The 18,273-nt window shown below is 40.5% G+C and carries 11 protein-coding genes and 1 pseudogene; 2 read left to right on the forward strand and 10 right to left on the reverse strand.

Going from position 1 to position 18,273, the window contains the following annotated elements; all coding sequences use genetic code 11:
* Nucleotides 1-302 precede the first annotated feature (302 nt).
* From ACYRY3_RS35860 to ACYRY3_RS35870, 3 genes are read right to left on the reverse strand one after another with little or no spacing between them, the layout of a single operon-like run.
* Nucleotides 303-2,369, reverse strand: a complete 2,067-nt coding sequence (locus tag ACYRY3_RS35860; protein ID WP_460206477.1) for an AAA family ATPase — start codon at nucleotides 2,367-2,369, stop codon at nucleotides 303-305.
* Nucleotides 2,366-2,539: a hypothetical protein gene (locus ACYRY3_RS35865; RefSeq protein WP_460206479.1), complete on the reverse strand. Its 174-nt coding sequence runs from the start codon at nucleotides 2,537-2,539 to the stop codon at nucleotides 2,366-2,368. Before ACYRY3_RS35865 ends, ACYRY3_RS35860 begins: the two co-directional genes overlap by 4 nt.
* A gap of 31 nt (nucleotides 2,540-2,570) precedes the next feature.
* On the reverse strand, nucleotides 2,571-2,798 hold the full coding sequence (locus ACYRY3_RS35870; protein WP_460206481.1) for a hypothetical protein: 228 nt from the start codon (nucleotides 2,796-2,798) through the stop codon (nucleotides 2,571-2,573).
* Nucleotides 2,799-3,228: 430 nt separating this feature from the next.
* On the opposite strand from ACYRY3_RS35870, the gene ACYRY3_RS35875 reads away from it, so the two are divergent.
* Nucleotides 3,229-3,519: an effector-associated domain EAD1-containing protein gene (locus tag ACYRY3_RS35875; protein ID WP_460206482.1), complete on the forward strand. Its 291-nt coding sequence runs from the start codon at nucleotides 3,229-3,231 to the stop codon at nucleotides 3,517-3,519.
* Here the strand turns inward: ACYRY3_RS35875 and ACYRY3_RS35880 are convergent.
* The 4 genes from ACYRY3_RS35880 to ACYRY3_RS35895 form a co-directional block, all read right to left on the reverse strand.
* Nucleotides 3,490-5,697: an NACHT domain-containing protein gene (locus tag ACYRY3_RS35880; protein WP_460206484.1), complete on the reverse strand. Its 2,208-nt coding sequence runs from the start codon at nucleotides 5,695-5,697 to the stop codon at nucleotides 3,490-3,492. The two genes, ACYRY3_RS35875 and ACYRY3_RS35880, sit on opposite strands and share 30 nt — an antisense overlap.
* A 59-nt stretch (nucleotides 5,698-5,756) precedes the next feature.
* Nucleotides 5,757-6,713, reverse strand: coding sequence for a CHAT domain-containing protein (locus tag ACYRY3_RS35885; RefSeq protein WP_460206486.1), 957 nt, complete (start codon nucleotides 6,711-6,713; stop codon nucleotides 5,757-5,759).
* Between the two features lie 5 nt (nucleotides 6,714-6,718).
* The gene (locus ACYRY3_RS35890; protein WP_460206488.1) at nucleotides 6,719-8,545 is read right to left on the reverse strand and encodes a pentapeptide repeat-containing protein; all 1,827 of its coding nucleotides are present in this window, start codon (nucleotides 8,543-8,545) and stop codon (nucleotides 6,719-6,721) included.
* A gap of 171 nt (nucleotides 8,546-8,716) precedes the next feature.
* Nucleotides 8,717-8,947, reverse strand: coding sequence for a hypothetical protein (locus ACYRY3_RS35895; RefSeq protein WP_460206658.1), 231 nt, complete (start codon nucleotides 8,945-8,947; stop codon nucleotides 8,717-8,719).
* A gap of 333 nt (nucleotides 8,948-9,280) precedes the next feature.
* Here ACYRY3_RS35895 and ACYRY3_RS35900 point away from each other — a divergent pair, with 333 nt between their 5' ends.
* Entirely contained in the window at nucleotides 9,281-10,507 is a 1,227-nt protein-coding gene (locus tag ACYRY3_RS35900; RefSeq protein WP_460206489.1) for an acyltransferase family protein, read from the forward strand.
* Nucleotides 10,508-10,608: 101 nt separating this feature from the next.
* Here ACYRY3_RS35900 and ACYRY3_RS35905 read toward each other — a convergent pair whose 3' ends face one another.
* From ACYRY3_RS35905 to ACYRY3_RS35915, 3 genes and pseudogenes are all read right to left on the reverse strand, one after another.
* Nucleotides 10,609-11,829, reverse strand: a complete 1,221-nt coding sequence (locus ACYRY3_RS35905; RefSeq protein WP_460206490.1) for an ATP-binding protein — start codon at nucleotides 11,827-11,829, stop codon at nucleotides 10,609-10,611.
* Nucleotides 11,830-13,490: 1,661 nt separating this feature from the next.
* A pseudogene (locus ACYRY3_RS35910) lies at nucleotides 13,491-15,995 on the reverse strand (HEAT repeat domain-containing protein); the annotation flags it as partial.
* Nucleotides 15,996-16,170: 175 nt separating this feature from the next.
* Nucleotides 16,171-17,430: an FAD-dependent hydroxylase gene (locus tag ACYRY3_RS35915; RefSeq protein WP_460206491.1), complete on the reverse strand. Its 1,260-nt coding sequence runs from the start codon at nucleotides 17,428-17,430 to the stop codon at nucleotides 16,171-16,173.
* Nucleotides 17,431-18,273 lie beyond the last annotated feature (843 nt).

The following is an 18,273-nucleotide window of genomic DNA, read 5'->3' on the forward strand; positions in this document are numbered from 1 at the left end:
TAATTCGTAATTCGTAATGAAAAATGCATGAATTACGAATTAATTATTAATTCATTGTGGGCACAACATAATTCGGTCATCCCACGCAACCCGGTTTTTTTGCCTGTAAAAATCGAGATTTTGTTGACTCGGAGATTTCCAAGAAATAAATTATCCATCTTGTGGTTCGGGCGTCCCGCCCGTTCCGAATTGCGGGTGAGACGCCCACCCTACAACAGATTGTTATACCTTGTGGGTGTAGAGACGCGCCATGGCTCGTCTCTACAGAAAACTAGGTTTTTTATGATTCCTGTACCGATGCTCTAGCGATTTACTTCAAAAATCTCAGTATACTCAAACTCGTTTGGGCTTTGTTTAACCAAAGGATATCGTTCTCCATTCAACTCAATATAATCCTGTTTGCAGTCAGGCTTGGAAGAATAGTAAGTCAGTACGTATTCCTTACCTATTCTGTCTGCCATTTCTTCCTCGACTTCACCTCTCCACTGCGTCTTGGTAACTAGCACGATTAACTGATTCGCCAATTTAGGTATTGTCTTGGCAATTTGTCTGCGAGAGATAACATCCAGACTCCCAAAGGGTGAGTCCATGACAATGGGAAAAGCGCTACTATCGGGAACCATCAACATTTTTCTTTTTTCACTCCATTCCCGGACTTTATCGATAATGCTGGCGATAAACGATAAGCTGAGAATTTGATTTTCTCCCGTAGAAGCAGCAACAGGCATTTCTATACCTGCAGTTTTCTCAATCAGCGTGAGTTCGTATTTCTCACTAATTTTGGGAATGTAAGGTGTAAATGAAATTTCGCTAAAAATTTCTTGTACCCGCTTTTCTAGTTGGAAGCGAAACTGCTTTTCTTGACGTTCTCTTACCAAGGTCAATCTATCAATAGCATCTTGAGTCGCAGCAATCCGCCGCTGTGTCAGGGCTTGCCTTTCTTCGTTTAATTTCTGCTTGGCAACTTGTTTTTCAACTGCCTCTAACTCTGTTTTAAGATTAGCAATTTTCTGCTGGTTAGCACCTCGATCTAAGGTTAAATTTTTGATTCTTTCTTCTATTTCATCCAATCGCTTTTGTAAATTGCTAATTTCTTCATTTGCATCTTTTCGCAAGCTTTCTTGAATAGTGTCTAACTCACTTTCAATTTGTGATATCGTTTGCCTGAGTTGATTGCTCCTTGCTTGCTCTCTATCTACTTCGTCCCAAAAGCTGGCTGCTTGCTTGTCAATTTCATCTACTTGTGCCAAAAGCCGGATAGCTGTTTCTTCTACGACAGAAGAACCTACTGTATCCAATAATTTTTTTATATTTTGGTATGAGTTGCTATTCTGAGTTAAATCTATCCCACAGATACAACGTCGTGACATCAATAAGTCATTAACAAATTCTCTTGAAATTCCAGAAGTTAATTCACCACGCTGTTTTAAATTTTGAACAATTTCTTTATATTTTAATGCTGTTTCAGGCAGTAAAACTGTGTGCCCGCGTGTAGAAATAATTTTTTTGAGTGCTTCTTTAGTATCTCGAAGATTTTGTTGGTTGGTTGCTTTCTGCTTTTCTAAGTCTTGACGTCTTTCTTCTAATTGTCTGGCAGCACTTAATGCTCTGAAACGGCTGCTTGTTTCTTTTTTGAGTGTTTCTTGGTATTCTAGTTCTTTTTGATTTTCTAGTTGGTTCTGATGAATGCGATCGATTTCATTCTCTATTTTTTCTTGCTGTTTTAATAGCTGTTTAATTTCCAAGTCACCAATGGATTTTAACTCATTTTCCAGACTTCTTTTGGTTTCTCCTAAATGTCTTATAGACCGATTAATAACCTCAACACCTAGAAAAATCTTTGTGGCTTCGGCAATTTCTGCCTTTTTATCAGAACGGACTATCTGTTCGATCCGCTCACCATCAAAGAAAAAATATTGATGTAAACTGGCAGGTAAAATTTGATTGATAATATCTTCTGGGTTTTGTGTTGGGAAATTCCAGATACCATCAGCACCAGCAAATTGCAGGTACAAATCTGTTTTACCCGTATCGAAATCGGTTTCGTTTTTATAGGCGCGAAACTCTCGTTTGACTCGATAGCGTATACCTTCATGTTCCCAACCTATTTCTACCCAACATTCTATGGGTTGACCGGGTTTTGCTTCGGCGATCGCACGCTTATTTACCAGCTGCTCGGATGATGCAAAAGCTGCACTAAATTTCTCATACAACACCCAGGTAAATGCATTCAGCAGGCTAGTTTTTCCAGAACCGTTATTACCGTGAATGACGGTTGTGTTACGGGTATCTCCCACCGCTAGGCTAATTTCTGGTGTTTTGCCGTAAAAAGAGCGAAAGTTGCAAAGCTTAATTGAAATCAGCTTCATCTCACAGCTTCCTTCACAATTGCCAAAATATCATCATTGATATGACTATTAATTTTCTTATCTAGTCTGCTTTTTTCCAGTTGCCATACACGCTCAATAATCTGTCGCACTTCTGGTGTTGCACTGGTAATTGGTTCTTGAACGTAATCAATGTTGATTTCTTTTGTCATGTTGCTTGCAAAACAAAATCGTTTGTATATTTTAACTCTTTAGTGGCTTACATTCATCAGTAAAGGCACTATCAGCAATAAGTAGGTCGGCACAAATAACGTTAACTAGTTTGGATCGTCCTTCGTCATTCGTCATTGGTAAGGGTTGTAGGGTGGGTACTGCCCACCTACAGCAAGCGGTGGGCACTGCCCACCCTACAAAAATCGGTAATTTTAGAGAGGAAAAAGAGTAGTTGGGTCGTCCTTGGTTCTTCGTCATTGGTAAGGGTTGTAAGTATATTTACGTTTGTTAACATTGTTCTGTTTTTTCCCGCCAACTTACTGAGTTTCTCATGATTTCAAGACGTGAAGTCTGGTGGTAGGGGTATTGAGCGCACGAATTGCAAGAAAACCTTCCAACTTGCAGCCAAGCCCAGTCGCTTTCGGTTTCTGTACCTGGAAGTACTAGTTTTTCGTTGTCCCAACTCAAAGAAACCGGGTTGCGTGGCATTACTGTAGCTGTTCATGTCCTAATTTAAATTGATAATTTGAATTAGCTATCATATGAAACATAGTACAAAACAAAGCAACGAAAGACTGCTCGTCTCTTGGCTCATATAGGTAAAATTTTTTTAAATTAAATAAGTAAAATGGTGTATATTTTTCTACAAGCCCGCAGTTTCCAAGTACATCGACACTCGTCTTGACAAATGAACCTATCCCCTCAGCAACGCAAACAACTACGAGAAGCTTTAATGAATGCTTTTCTTAGTAAAAAGAAGCTGGAGATAGTGCTGAAGGAAGAGTTAGATAAAGACTTAGATGCAATTGTTGGGGGTGCGGATTTAGGAGAAATTACCTTTGAGTTAATCAAACTAGCAAACTCTGAAGGATGGGTTGAAGACCTAATCCGTGCAGCGCGTCAGTCAAACCCTGGAAATTCCCTATTGAGAGCTATTGCCCAAGAGGTGTTAACTTGGAATTGCTTGAACTGGTGCTAATTTTTTTTGACTATAGGAATTAGCAAAATGCTGGCGTAATAAATCGTGCATAAAACTATATCCACCACCTACTCGTTGTAGAAATAGGCGATTGGTGCAGTAGTCAAGAAATTTGGCATAATTCCAAGGGATATAGCCGTTAGACCAGAGAATTACGCGCAAAACGAAATGTTTGATAGCAGGTGTTCCACTTCTAAGTATTGCAATAAGCAGTCCAACAAATAATCCAAATTTTAGGCTATCAAATAAAACGTCATTAAAATTATTGTCTTTTTGTAGAATCCGCAAACTTATAAACAATAATGTTGTGGTAAATGGACAAGTAATCAGAAATAAAATTACAACATTAATAACTGATTTCCAAACACCTTGATTCGGAAAAGTTCTATTTTTTATTTCACTTGCACTAATTCCTACAATCAGCATTACAATCGATCCTAAGAGCAGTGATAAGAGTGCCTCATAAAGAGGTATAGGTCTTCCTTCAATCAGCAGAATTATAACTATCGCAATCACCGAAGAAATTATCGAAGGACTCATCTCATTTCGATATTTTTCAAAAGAAAAATTTAGAGTTTCAACTGTCTCAATTTTATCTCCAATCATGCCATAAAGCAGCCCTAAGAGTAGCCCTAAGAGTAGCCCTAAGAGCAGCCAATAGACCTGCCCAGGATATTGCCTTCTAATTAGCCTATAAATTACCCCAAAAGACAACCAAAAAATCTCTCCAAGTATCAGATGTGCTACAGTTTTTCTCCTAATAATTTTTTTAGTAATAAAGGGAATTTTATTCTCTATTATTTCATCCATTAGCCCATAAATTAGCCTTCCAATCAGCCCTACACTCAGCCCAGCAATCAGCCCAGAAATCATCCCAGGAAACCGCCTTCCAATCAGATCGGAAATCATCCCAGGAAACTGTCTTCCAATCAGCCCATAAATCATTCCATAAATCAACCCTCCTATAACTACCCATACAATCAAATTGTAAACCATTTTTTGAACTTTCTTGTTTAACCAATCAGGCTGCATTTTTTCAATTAAAAACTCTGTGGCATTCTCCTTAATCAACTGCTGTGCCAACCAAGCTAACCAGCGTTTAGTATCTTCTTGCTTGGGCTGTTTCTCCTTGTATGGACGTTTTAGCATCCTCCCAATATAGGTATCAAATAGATAACTCAGACGCGACTCAGACGACTGAAACTGCTGCCATGTTTGGATTGAAATTTCTTGAGCAGAAAGTACAATAATATTTAGTAGAAGTGGTGTTTGGGCTAATTGCTTTAAATCTGCATCTTGACTAATACTGTCCCACAATTGTAAGTTATCGCTAGTTTGTAAATACTGATAAACCTGTTGAGATGTAAAAGGACATAATTCCAGGGAGTTATTTAGTTGAAGTAAAGCTTGATAACGTTGATACTCTTCTATGCGACTACAAACAACTAAAGGATTGCTCCATCCAGTATGAAGAAACTCATTAATTTTTATAGCGCATTTTTCTTGACGATCTGCTGCTAGTTCATCTAAACCGTCTAATAATGGTATAATCTCTTGACTATCTATTAACTGTTTACCAATATCCTTCTGTACCCGATATTTATCCTTAAGCTGGTCAACTAACCATTCTTTGATATTGTGGCTATCATTCTTCCAAGAAGATAAAGAAAACAGTACTGGGATGAGTTGTTCTAAATCGCCCTGAGCACGTTTTACCAACTCCTCAGTAAGTTTGAGGAGCATAGTCGTTTTCCCTACCCCTGGTTCTCCCAAAATCAATAGTCTGCCTGCTATATCTGGTTGGTCATAGATTCCCGATATTTCTGTATTGGTTAAATGAATTTTTTGTTGAGTGCTTACCTTGATATCGCTTGCCCAAGGTAATTCAATTTGAAATGGATTTTGCTCTGTATCTTGAATAATATATATCCGGTTGTGGAGAGAGCTACTTATTCGACTTTCAACTTCCAAACTAACTTGTTTTAACAAAGCGTGTCGAAGACGAGAGCGCTTTTCTGATGCTAATACTTCACGACGTTTTTGTCCAAAAAGTACAAAATTTAAAGTGTTGTTTAAAAAATTATTCTTTCCTTGTACATAATTTCCTTCAATCCGCTCATTATAGTTACCATTATCCATGTTGATGCGACGATTGTCCGGCTCCTGATTATCTGACATGATTCAATTTCCTATAGATTGCTTCAACATCAATGAAAGGAAATTCTATGTACAAACATTTAACTACTTTTATTTTTTTGCCAATCTTCCAATGCGCCAATGACAAAGCTAGCTGCGGGATGGCTAAGGAATTGCTCAAAAGCTTTAACACTACCTGTTTGTAATGCACTAAGTATTCGTTGTGCTAAAGTAGAATTATCTTCAATATGCTTAATAGTTTCAGTTGCTATTTGCATTTTTCCGAAGGTTGTATTAGCTGGGTACGATTTATCTAACTGTTCCAACAATTTTTGGATTTCAGCAGCAGCTTCCGCAAGACTTTGTTTTTCTCCTCCTGCATTATAATTGCCTTGTATATAATTGCCTTGGATGCGCTCGTTATAATTACCGTTACCCATATTGATAATGCGTCCGCCACTCATCCTTGTTTGCTCCTTTTTAGAAAATAGAGATTTAGAGTTGTTCCGAATTTTGATTTTCGGAGTGAGAAATTCTGGTATCCCATTAAGGTCAATATTGTTACGACCAAAATCAAAAGCATCTTGATAACTTCTTCCTGCACCAAGAGCATCATAAAATGCTATGGAGAAATTGATAGCAGCTTTGTCTGTGATATCATGTTCCATCCCAATAACACAGTCAATATTTTGATAAATGACTTCAGCTTGAGATTCGGAATAACACGCATTCAGCAATACACACTCTACTTGCTCTTTAAATAATCCAAATAAATTCCTTAATGATTCTGTACTGACCAATTGTGCATAACCCGAATTGTTCTCCACAGCGATTCCATCAGCTCCCTTACCGTGACCGGAAAAATGTACAACCTGCGGTTCATTATCCAACAATGTCCGTCGTAAATCATCAATGCGAACTGCACCCCTAGTAATGATTTGAAATTCATCTCGACTTCTGGAACGCTCTAATGCTATCTGAATTTCTCTTACTTCTTCATCAAGACGGAGTTTATTTGTATCTATAGGGTTGGCTGATACAATTAAGATTTTCTTCATATTTACTATTTTTCCGAATAATCTCCTTGAACATAATTTCCTTGGATATCCTCGTTATAATTACCTCCATCTGTATTAATATTACGATGATTATTTGTATTTTGATTGTCTTGATTTTGAGACATATTATTGATTATTGAGATTTCTGGCTTTTGTGTGTTATTGCTGCCCAAAAGTCCTGATAGCATCTTAATTATTGCACCACGTTCTACCAAAAGTGCTTGTTGTGCTTCTGGAGGTAAAGATTGTAAATAATTTAAATTAGAAAAATAATCTGCATGAAGAACAGAACAGTCTGCTTGAGGTGAAGTTTCGACTTTTATATGTAGCTTGTCTCTGTCCTTACCTTTTTTCTCGATTGATACAATGTCAAGTTCGGCTTCTGGATGAGTATCTTTCAACTGCTGAAAAGCAATTGCCACAAAGCGAGGGTCAACAGCTTTATTATGATATAAATCCAGAGTTCGCACTAGTGGTGCTATAAAATCAGCAAATTCACCTGCATCAAAGTTTTTCTTCCAATCATCTGGTTTACGACGTGGATTGGGGTCAAGACTTTCTTCTGGTGATAAAGTTAAAAAATCTGGTCTTTTTTCTGGAGGTAATCGCATGAAAACATAATCACATCGAATCCCCTGTAATTTGGTATCAGTACTAATGTTCCAGTCTTCGATATATGCTCCAGTGAGAGTTGCTCCAGTTAAATCTGCTTGATCGAGTTGTGTTTGTACAAGTTTAGCTTTTGACAAATCAGCATCTTGTAAATTACTTTCACTCAAGTCAGTTGCAATAAAATTAGCATCTATTAAATTAGCTTTTTGTAAATTGATACCTCGCAAATTTTGTTGAGCAAAATTTAAATTTTGTCCTTTTCCTGTAATGAGTACTTGATGTAGGTTTTTATATTGCAGATAACTTTTTCCAGGACAAACACGGTCAAGCATTTTGACGTTACAAAAACAGGTACGGGTCAAAATAGCATTTCGGAAATCGGCGCTTTTCAGTGTAGTGTCTGTAAAATTACTATCAGTCAAATCGGCATCAAGAAAACTTGTGCCACCAATAGTAGCAAAGGCAATAGCCAATGAACGTAGCCAAGGGTTGTTTTCATCTCCTTTCAAAGTACGCCAACTAATGTAAGCAGTAGGTAGTATGAAGGCGACGGAGAATGTGAAGGCAACGGAGAATGTGAAGACGACGGCTCTGACTCCGGCTTCAGCAACGTTTCTCGCTCCGACGACGGCGACGGTAAAGGCGACAGCAACGGCGACGACAAAGGGGAAGGCGACGGCAACCGCTCCAGCAACGGCCCTGGCTCCAGCGACAGCAACAGCGACGCCGAAGGTAACGGCAACGGCTCCGGCGACAGCGAAGGCTCCGGCAAAGGCGACTACGAAGGTCCCGGAGAAGGCGAAGACTACGCCTCCAAAGAAGGCGAAGACGATGCCTCCAAAGAAGGCAACCAAACCAGCTACTAATCCATTACGAATAGTGGCAATTAGGAAGATTGCATACGCAATTAAACAACTGATACCAAAAATTAATTTCTCAATATCGGTAAAGCTAGAATCCCGAAACATTAAGGTCACTATAACAGCAATCATTGTTGAAAAAAATCCAGCGATTGTTGCTATTAAGCAAGAAACAATAACTAACCCAATTACCCAACGACGCTGTAATCCTGCTTTAGCACCAGTAAAATTTGCGTTTCTTAAGATAGCACCAGTAAAATTTGTGCTTCGGATATCTGCACCGCTAAAGTTAGCGCCAGTCAAGTCTTTCCCCTTCAAAGAGCGACCACGAAGATTTGGACCGGAAAAGTTCTGAGTCATGCTTGGGTTAAAGCCACACTTATATTAAAATTTCATCTGTCTAAGTATATATATATATAACATTAGTATGCAATTTTCCTGCTTCAAAAGCAACCGAAGTGCTTTTTCGGCTGAGATATGTTGGAGTTTAAATTTAAATAAGTTTCAGTGAAGCCAAGTTATGCAGTTGGGTTATGCTGTTTGAATTTCGTTACCTATCCCTTGTAAAAATTCCATTACAGATGCACTGCCATGACAACCATAAGTTGTCCACTGCTTGTGACAACGATAAAGTGTCCATTTTGGACAACTTATGGTTGTTGTCCCAACTTCACCTCTCCACTGCGTCTTGGTAACTAGCACGATTAACTGATTTGCCAATTTTGGTATTGTCTTGGCAATTTGTCTGCGAGAGATATGCAAGCTTTACAAATATTTGCATTTGTGAGCCTTATTTACGCCGACGTGTACTAGTTGCTTTGAGAGTTTTCAGACAATACAACCAGCCCACGGGAATTTATTTGCGTGCATTGGGGTACTGGGGGTGATTTGCGTAGAAATACAGCACATTTCAGGTAAATGAAGTACACCCGTAGGGGCGAACGGCCGTATGCCTCCTTCGTCGGCACGCTTCGCGAACGCCCTTACAGCAATCTGTACCTCATTTAATTGCAATCTGCTGTAAGTAAGGAATATCTCTGAGGACAATCTGATTTTTAGCAATGAAGATATTCTTATCTGCAATTCAACGGATTTATGGAAGAGCAAATTGACTCCAAAAACTATGACTCCCTTAGTAAAACTCTACCTGCGATTAAGGGTCTAGCGATTTTAGCGATCGTGATGTTTCATCTATTGATATACAGCGCCAATCCAAAATCATTTTCTCACATAGTTGCAACATCCACAGGCAAAGGATTAGGCGGTTTAATAGATGGTTTTCTGTACACAATATGTCTTTTAGGCTCCCACGGAGTTCATTTTTTCTTAATTGCTAGCGGTTTTGGATTAGCTGCATCTTGGTGGCGGCAAACATACTCATCTAAAAAAAGTTCTCGTCCTTTTACTATAGTATCTTTTTGGCGCAGGAGATTATTGCGGCTGTTGCCTTTATACTGGCTGGCTATCTGCTTTGCTCTCATACTCCTGTTGATAAATCGTAATTGGGTTCCTTATGGAGGAGAAATATTTACACAAGGTAGCATGGAAGTTTTTGCAGCTATTGTGACTACTCTCACAACAGTTCGCAATGTCATTTGGAAGTACTATTTTTTCCTGAATGGAGCTTGGTGGTATGTAGGGCTTTCGATTCAACTTTATCTAATTTTTCCCTTTCTTATAAGGTTCATTCAACGCTGGGGATGCTCAATTTTGCTAATTGCTTCCCTACTCATTTCGTTGACATATCGAGGTTTAATTGTTGCTCTGCCATTGAATCAATTGGTAACTGAGTTACTTTTGCGGGGGTCTTTATTTCCATCGCGTTTGTTTGAATTTGTCTTTGGCATGGTTCTAGCGATTTCTCTACTCGAAAAGAATAATTTAAAAAATACAAACACTTTTAATAGCCTTTTTCAATTCTCCAAAAATTTAGTTATAGAACGCCGTTGGCTGGGATTGAATCTTTTTTTATGGGTGTTAGGTGTAGCCTGTGACTGGGCTTCATCGAACGAGCAATGGATAATTTTGAAAGTGCCTGCAGATGCTTTAATTGGTATCGGCGAATTTAGCCTTGTTTTTCAGTTGTTAACTGCTATGAAGTGGGCTAACAACTGGCTTAATATTTTAGGGAATTATTCCTACGGGATTTTTCTTACCCATATGAATGTATACGTAGGATTGTGGTTATTGATGCGGTCTATAATTCCCTCTTACTGGGTGCGCTTTGCTTTGGTGACTTTCATGACTTGTGTTGTAGGAGTGTTTTTAGAGTTATCCTACAATTGGGTAGCTAAAAAATATTTCAGCAAGCAGTTGGCTTGATTGTTTAATGGGTAGGCATAAAGACCGAATACTAAAATCCCCAATTTTAACACTTTGCATAGCTTGGGTTTTAGGTCAAATACTTCTACTGAATCGACGCTCTAGGTCTTCAAGTTGACAATATCCTGCTGTTTAACCCATTCCTCAAACAGGCGAGAACCCAATGTATAGCCCTCATCATCCAAAGGTCGAATCACACCAGTACCGGCAATAACTTCTAAAGCATCTGCTACCTGGGAGCGATTGAAGCCTGTCAGTTGTGCCAAACTCTTAAAAGTTCCTTTTCGGTTTTGAATCAGGGCACAATAGACTTTGCGTTCCGTTTCACCAAAGCAACCAGACAGATGTTCTGCATTCCACCATGCTGAAAAATCTTTGTCATGATGTTGCACCAATCTGTCTGCTAGCTGACCAAGGTCTTCAAGTTGGTGGTTGGAGTCAAAAATAATGTTTAGTAATTGTTGTGTCAGGTAGGGATGGCATCCCGACCATTCAATAACTGAAGTGAGTTTTGGCTCGCTCAAAGATATTTTTTCTTGTTCGGCGCGATCGCCAATTAATTCTTTGGTTTCATTCTCTGTTAAGGCAGCCAACCATTCGATTTCTGCTATATTTAACAACGGCGAACCGACGCGCTGCTGATATTCTTTCAAATCTCGATAGCCCGATAATAAAAGACCCAAGCAAGACTTGATAGCAGTGTCTGTATCTTTTAAGCCGCGCAGGTAAGACCAAGCATCAGTTGCCCAACTTTGACGTACAATAAATTCAGCGCCATCGATGAGAAAGCAAACTCCTTGAAAATTTAACTTCCGCAGTTCCTCTGTCGTTTTTAAGAACGCCAACCGGAAACTATCGTTATTTAAACGTTTTTCGGAGTCGGGATTGTTAATATTAAATTTGATATCTAACTGTTTGAGGAAACTCAATGTCACTTCACCACCCTTGACTCGACCCAGAAACTCACGGTACATTGACCGAATTTCTGTTAGCGGGACTTCTCGCCAGCGCTCTACGGCTTCGCGGAGTCTGGCAATGAGGAGGTAACGCAGATTGTCTAAGTCTTTGGGTTGTTCTAACTGAAGGTTAATCAATACAGGAAATGCGCGGCGGGGATAATTGGTACTCGGGTTCAGCAAATTCCATTCCACAGCCCGCAAGGCACTCGTTTTGCCCAAACGCCGTCCGGCTAAGAGAATCCGCACCTGAAAAGGTGACTTGAGCATTGTATGAATTAATTCGCTGCGTCCGAAGAAGTGGGAGGGGTCCGTAATCGCTACACGGAAATTATCAAAAGGACGTTCTCCTACAAAATCTGGCATTGTTCGATTTCCTCATCTGTCATCTGCATTTGAATCCACCCCGATAGGAGAGGAATTCGGATCTGGTAGAAATCCTTATGCTCCACTTCCTCTTGATACAACAATCCAACATTTACGAGCCATTGACAAGCATCCAGACACTCAGAGGCGGTGAATCGATCTCTCAGTTGGTTGAGCAGTGCTGGTTCTGGTATCTCCTTGCGGAAAGGTTCGCTACAGGCGATGGTGCGGAGAACGGCGATCGCCACTTGAAAGTCGCGTTTTTCTAAATCTTCCCAAATGCTCTTTTCTAAATAATTTTTTAATTCACCTTTCTGGCTTGAGGTTTTTTCTAAATATCGCTCTACCATTGCCCATTCAACGAGCACATTACCATTTGAAGACATTTTAGTACGATTGTCTTTTATCTTTTCTGTCAGAAAGCGAGCAAGTTGACGGCTAACAAAGGGGTGTCCGCCGCTTTGGAAATGGATTTGTTGAAGAGCCACTTCTTCAAACTCCAAACCCATTAATTTCCCAAGATTGCTAAGCATTTCTCGTGTTTCTGCTTCTGAAAAAGGAGGCATAAAAATTTCTTTGAAAAAGCTAAACACGGGATTCGTGGTAACTCCTGTTTGCGACCAGGAATTAATGCGATTGCAATCTGGATGAACATCAGCGACAAGCAATGACATTTGACGTTGTTGTTGGCATAACACGCGCAACGCACCAAAACAAGCATTAAATTCTTCAGCTTTTTCGCGACTGTCTTCGGGAGTGGGAATAATCCTTTCGACTTCATCTAAGAAGCAAAGGATGGGTAATTTATATTTATTGCTTTTTTGGATGACACGGACAAAGTTACCCACTTGTTGAATAAACTCTACAGTTAACTCTGCAGCTGGTTTGTCTGTAGAAAAGGGTTGAAACTGGGGAAGTGGAATTTCACTTTCTAAACTGGATAAACTTTGAAGAATATCATTAAATAAGGCAGCACCGTAGCGAGAGCCGCCATAACGTTGCAAGTCAATATGTATAATTGGATGTTCGCGCAGCATAAAGCCTAATTGGAGAAGCACGGAGGTTTTACCGGACTTGCGTAATCCAAAGAGTCCAATTCCCTGATATCTCAGCAATTCTTCTCCCAAGCGTTGCAACAGTTCTGTACGTCCGAAAAAAGATAAAGTGTCGCTAATGGCGTTTTTGTCGTCGAAGAAGTCCGCACGTTGGAGGTAGCGATCGACATATTCTTCCAGCAATCCCGTGCATTCATATTTGTTCGGGAATGCTTTTTCTACTGATGTTAAGGGAATGGGAATGACCTGAAAGCGATCGCGCAAGCGCACCTTAGCGATTTCCATTCTGGCTGTGGTATCTGGGGCGATATTGTATATTAACAAACCCGCCTTTTCTATGCATTCTGTTGCTAACTGTTGGGAAATTTGTACAAGACGAATGATATCTCTATCGGTTGGCGTATCGACAGTTATTAAGACAGGGAACGGCGCGTAAATACTGAGACTGCTTTCAATAGTTTCGATTGTCAGGTACAGTTCTTGTTCGCGTTTTATCTTTGCACCAACAAGTTCCAAAAACTTAGCGACCAAATCCAAACACTGGTTTTTTTGTTCGTGTTGTAGTAGCAGTTGCTTTAAAGTCCCGTCTTGCGTCCATCGGGGTAAGCGTAACTGTAATAATTGGACGAATTTATCGCTTAATGTATGGTCTTTGGTATTAGCGGCGTATTCGATCAATCTTTCCCGCAGTTCTAAAGCAGCATTTAAGGGAAGTAAGTTCGCTAGCAATAAGTAGACACCCCGGAATCGGGGGTCGTTAATGTGTTTGTTAACGCGTTCTTGAACTTCTTCACTTTCACCAAGAAAGTTTTGCACCAGGAAGAATTCCATAATTTTGTCATGGCGAAAATACCAGCTTTTTTGGGATTCTCCTTTGTTATTTTCCCACTGACGGCTGACGACCATCTTATATTTTTCATCTTCCAAGCTGGTTAATTCTTGCTTGAATTCATCATCTGGTATGGCACTTTCATCATTGAGCCGCATTTGGTAAACTACTTGAGAAAATTTCTTTAAGGGAAATTCGTGTTGCCATTCTCGCTGGTATTCCTCCGCCATCAGCTGATATTGCTGTTCTTGCAGGCGAAACAGATTTGGTTGCTTTCCTTGTGATAGCATCAGGGCAACCAGCGTTAAATCCATCGGGTTGGAAAGAATGCGCTTGGCTGCTGCTAAATCTTCTGGGGATTGTTGCTCGTTAAAAGCTGCTGCAATGTAGCGATCGCAGGCTTGCTCGTATTCCGTGTCTTTTAATGTCGCATTTTGGGGAAGTCGCAGCTGGCGAGAAAGCAAAAACTGTTGAATTTGTTCGCGCTGCAAGGGCTGCAATTCATATTTTTTAGCTGTAGAGGGAGGTATCCACTCTAGGGGCTGCGTTGTCATAATCATATTGCCCCGAAAATAGCTTTCTGCAAACTGAGAGATTTTTGCCCGCGTATCAGCAGTGACTTCGTTGAGCCCGTCGATACAAATATCTATAGCTCCACTGTAAATTAGGTTTTTGAGGAATTTTGCATCTTGTACCTGTCCGGGCAGTTTGGCATAAATGGCTTCCATCACGCCTTTGTCACACTTTTGAGCGGGTAGGTAAACAACTATGCGTCCGGAGTTGTTCACCAAATGGCGCAAAAACATTGATTTGCCCAAACCAGAATCGCCTTCTAAGACGATTTGCCCTTGAAGAGTCGGGAGTGCTTGGGTAATGGGTTGAATTTCTGGTGATATGTTATCAGTAGAATTGTTCCTTGGCTGCACTCTCCTTAACCTTCCCCCAAGCAAGGAGAAGATTTTGTCCCCTCTGCGCCTGTGGCGAGGGGTTGGGGTTAAGGTACTACCTTGTGGAACCTTAACAAAAGATTCTGAAAAATAAGCTTGCTCAATAAAATTGTCTAATCCTGCATCTGCTAACAAAGAAGGTTTAAATGGTTCCAACAGCCTGTGGCGCAGCCAAGGAACCCAAGTTAGGAGTAAGCCGATGTAACCAAAACCGAGAATTTCCCTTACCCAAGGGTTCCAGAAACAAGTTGCGAGAATTTGGGGAAATTTGGGGTAGGCAAGGATGAGGGCAAGCCAAATGGCAAGGTGAACGAGGATGATGTTTTTGGCAAGGAAAAACCACTTCCAAGATTCCAAATTATTAATAACACGCTGTAAAGTATCAGCTTGTTTGTAATTGGAAATTTTTAGGTTTTGATGGTGACGTTCCAGTAAGTTGATATCCTCCGCTTGCCAATGAACTAAGTCGGCAACCTCAGCAATCCGTTGTGCCAATTCTTGCTGCAAATTTGGTAGAGAATTACTGAGTTTCCAGGTTTGCTCAAACAATCCCATAATTTCTCTGCCCTTGTTAAGAGTCAAATTATCGGGCGTAGTTTTGGGTTTGGGCTTGCCAACCCATTGCATCAAATCTTTCACATTTTGTGCGCCACCACTAATGAAATGAGCTAAAAATCTCAACTGATGAACTTCTGAGGGATAATAGTGTACTGCATCCAGAATTTGCACCAAAACGAGCAAACCTTGCTGACTTAGCTTTGGTAGCGCTTCTGCTGCGGCTCTACGGACAGATATGTCAGAATCTTTGAGGAGTGCGGTAACATCTTTGGCAAAGTCTTTGGCTCGCATCCGCCCCAGCGCTTCTGCTGCAACTTGACGGACAAATGTGTCAGAATCTTTGAGGAGTGCGGCAACATCTTTGGCAAAGTCTTTGGCTGGCATCTGCCCCAGTGCTTGTGCTGCGGCTGAACGGACAAATGTGTCAGAATCTTTGAGGAGTGCGGCAACATCTTTGGCAAAGTCTTTGGCTTGCATCTTCCCCAGTGCTTCTGCTGCGGCTCTACGGACAGATATGTCAGAATTTTTGAGGAGTGCGGCAACATCTTTGGCAAAGTCTTTGGCTTGTATCCGCCCCAGTGCTTGTGCTGCGGCTCTACGGACAAATGTGTCAGAATCTTTGAGGAGTGCGGCAACATCTTTGGCAATGTCTTTGGCTTGCATCTGCCCCAGTGCTTCTGCTGCGGCATAACGGACAGATATGTCAGAATCTTTGAGGAGTGCGGCAACATCTTTGGCAATGTCTTTGGCTTGCATCTGCCCCAGTGCTTCTGCTGCGAACGCTGTCATACTTAAGTATTTTTTCTACTGACAGGATACCGTTACGAGAGCTTTCTTACTTCTCAGACATCCTCTTACTTCTAGCTAAATTTACAGCATTGAGTTCAACAACTTACCAAGGAGGATTGGCATTACGCAAACGGCCGCGAATAAATTTATCCCGCAACAAAAGTCATCGTAAAGCTAGTTTGGGAACCCTGCCCTTCAAGCCAATCATCAACTTAAGAGCAAATTTTTTGAGAAGAGGAACTCGCTGCATTACCCATAAACCCATGCGACGAACTATGACTATGGGCAAGATGTCGTTAGAGAAGACTCTGTCTAACAAATCAGTGAAACCTAAAATTGTTAAGTTTTCCCGTTTGCGCCAGCGTTCGTAACGTTTAAGGATTTGAATATCGCCAATATCTTCACCTTTTGCGTGGGCTTCTTGCAGCACTTGTGCCAAAGCCGCTACATCGCGAATACCTAAATTTAATCCTTGTCCGCCTACAGGATGGCAATTGTGTGCTGCATCGCCAACTAAAGCCAATCGATGGAGAACGTAGCGATCGCTCTGCATAAGTTGAACCTGGAAGATAAAGCGATCGCCCAGCAATTCCAACTTGCCCATTTGATTGCCATAACGCTTTTGTAATGCTGCCAAAAATTGTTCGTCATCCAAAGCGCATAAAGCTTTTGCTTCTTCGTGAGGAGCAGTCCAAACAATCCGGCATCGGTTTCCTGGCAAGGGTAAAATAGCAAATGGCCCGCTATACCAGAATTTTTCGTATGCTGTGTTATTGTGAGGCTTTTCTGGTTTGACAAAAGCAACAATACAAGATTGCCAGTACTTCCAGCCTTTGGTTGTAATTCCAGCAGCTTGACGGATACGCGATCGCGAACCATCTGCGGCTACTACTAATTTGCTGCGAACCGTCCGCAGTTCACCAGCAACTTTGATATCTACCGTCGCTATGTCCTGTTGGTATTGAATGTCCATAACTTCTGCAGGACATAAATACGTAACATTGGGGCAATCCTTAACAAACTCCTGTAACGGGTATAACAGAGCTTGGTGTTCCGCTACATAACCCAAATCTTTTGTACCTATATCCCCTGTTTCAAATTCGACGACAGTAGGATAATCGGCATCAGATAGACGGACACAGCGGTAAATTTCAATATTGGGCAATATTTTATCCCAAATACCAATTCCTTGGTATATCAGCGCCGAAAGCATGTGTACGGCATAGGCTTGTCCTTTGGCTGCAGCTGCTGATTCCACTTTTGCCTCAATCAGCAGCACACTCAACCCAGAATCCTTCAAAGCGGAGGCTAGAGTTAAGCCAACAATCCCGCCGCCAACAATAACCAAATCATAATCATATCCCCGCTTATGTGTTGAAGTTTGGGGGACACAAAGGGTTTGAGAAAGCTGCGCTTGCGCCATTGTTAAGATAAATTACAGCGTTTTAATTTATATTTTGACGCAAATGGACGATGAAGGGCAAGTTGTCATTGGTCATTGGTCATTTGTCATTTGTAGATTTTTGTAGGTAGGGCTATGCCCACCGTTCGTTAATGTGCGGCATAGCCCTACCTACACCTTGAGATAATCATAAGGTTCATCGGTTTCTGACACTAAATCCTTGAGCGCCAAATCGAAATAGTTTTCTTTAACCATTTTAAGTTTCTTAATAGATTCAATTGAAAAACTTTTTGATAGCGCTGGCTTGGTCATCTTGAGACAAAAACTCTTGTAAACTCTTACAATAAAATATACTCGACCATGCAAGAGTTGTAACTAAGTTAACAGGAGCCATTTATCAGAGTTGCTATTAATAACTTCAAACATACATTGAATAGCTATCTTTGGGTTCGCGATTCCGAATGATACAAATTAAATTCCATGCCTTAAATTGGGAAAATTGTTTGATTTTTCTGCATATCTTTTTATTTTTTTCCTTATATCTAACAATTTTGGCTTCAATAAATACGACATCTTTCTTTAACCCATGAGATAGTTCAATGACAATATCGGGTTTACTATTTTCTTGATGAGACTCAAGTTTTTGGTACCCAAATATTTCTTGTAGTGTGGGCTTCTAGAACGCCATTTGTACGAGATGACGGGCGACGATGCCCGTTTAACAAGATTTATCACAAGATGCACAAGATGTGCCATATTCCGGGAGAGTTTATTTCTTGGAAATCCCTTACAGCGCGACTTTATCAAATGCTTATAGATATTGATAATGATAATAATAAAAACCATATTAGACTAATTTCTGAC

It is taken from the genome of Scytonema sp. NUACC21, from assembly GCF_054684315.1.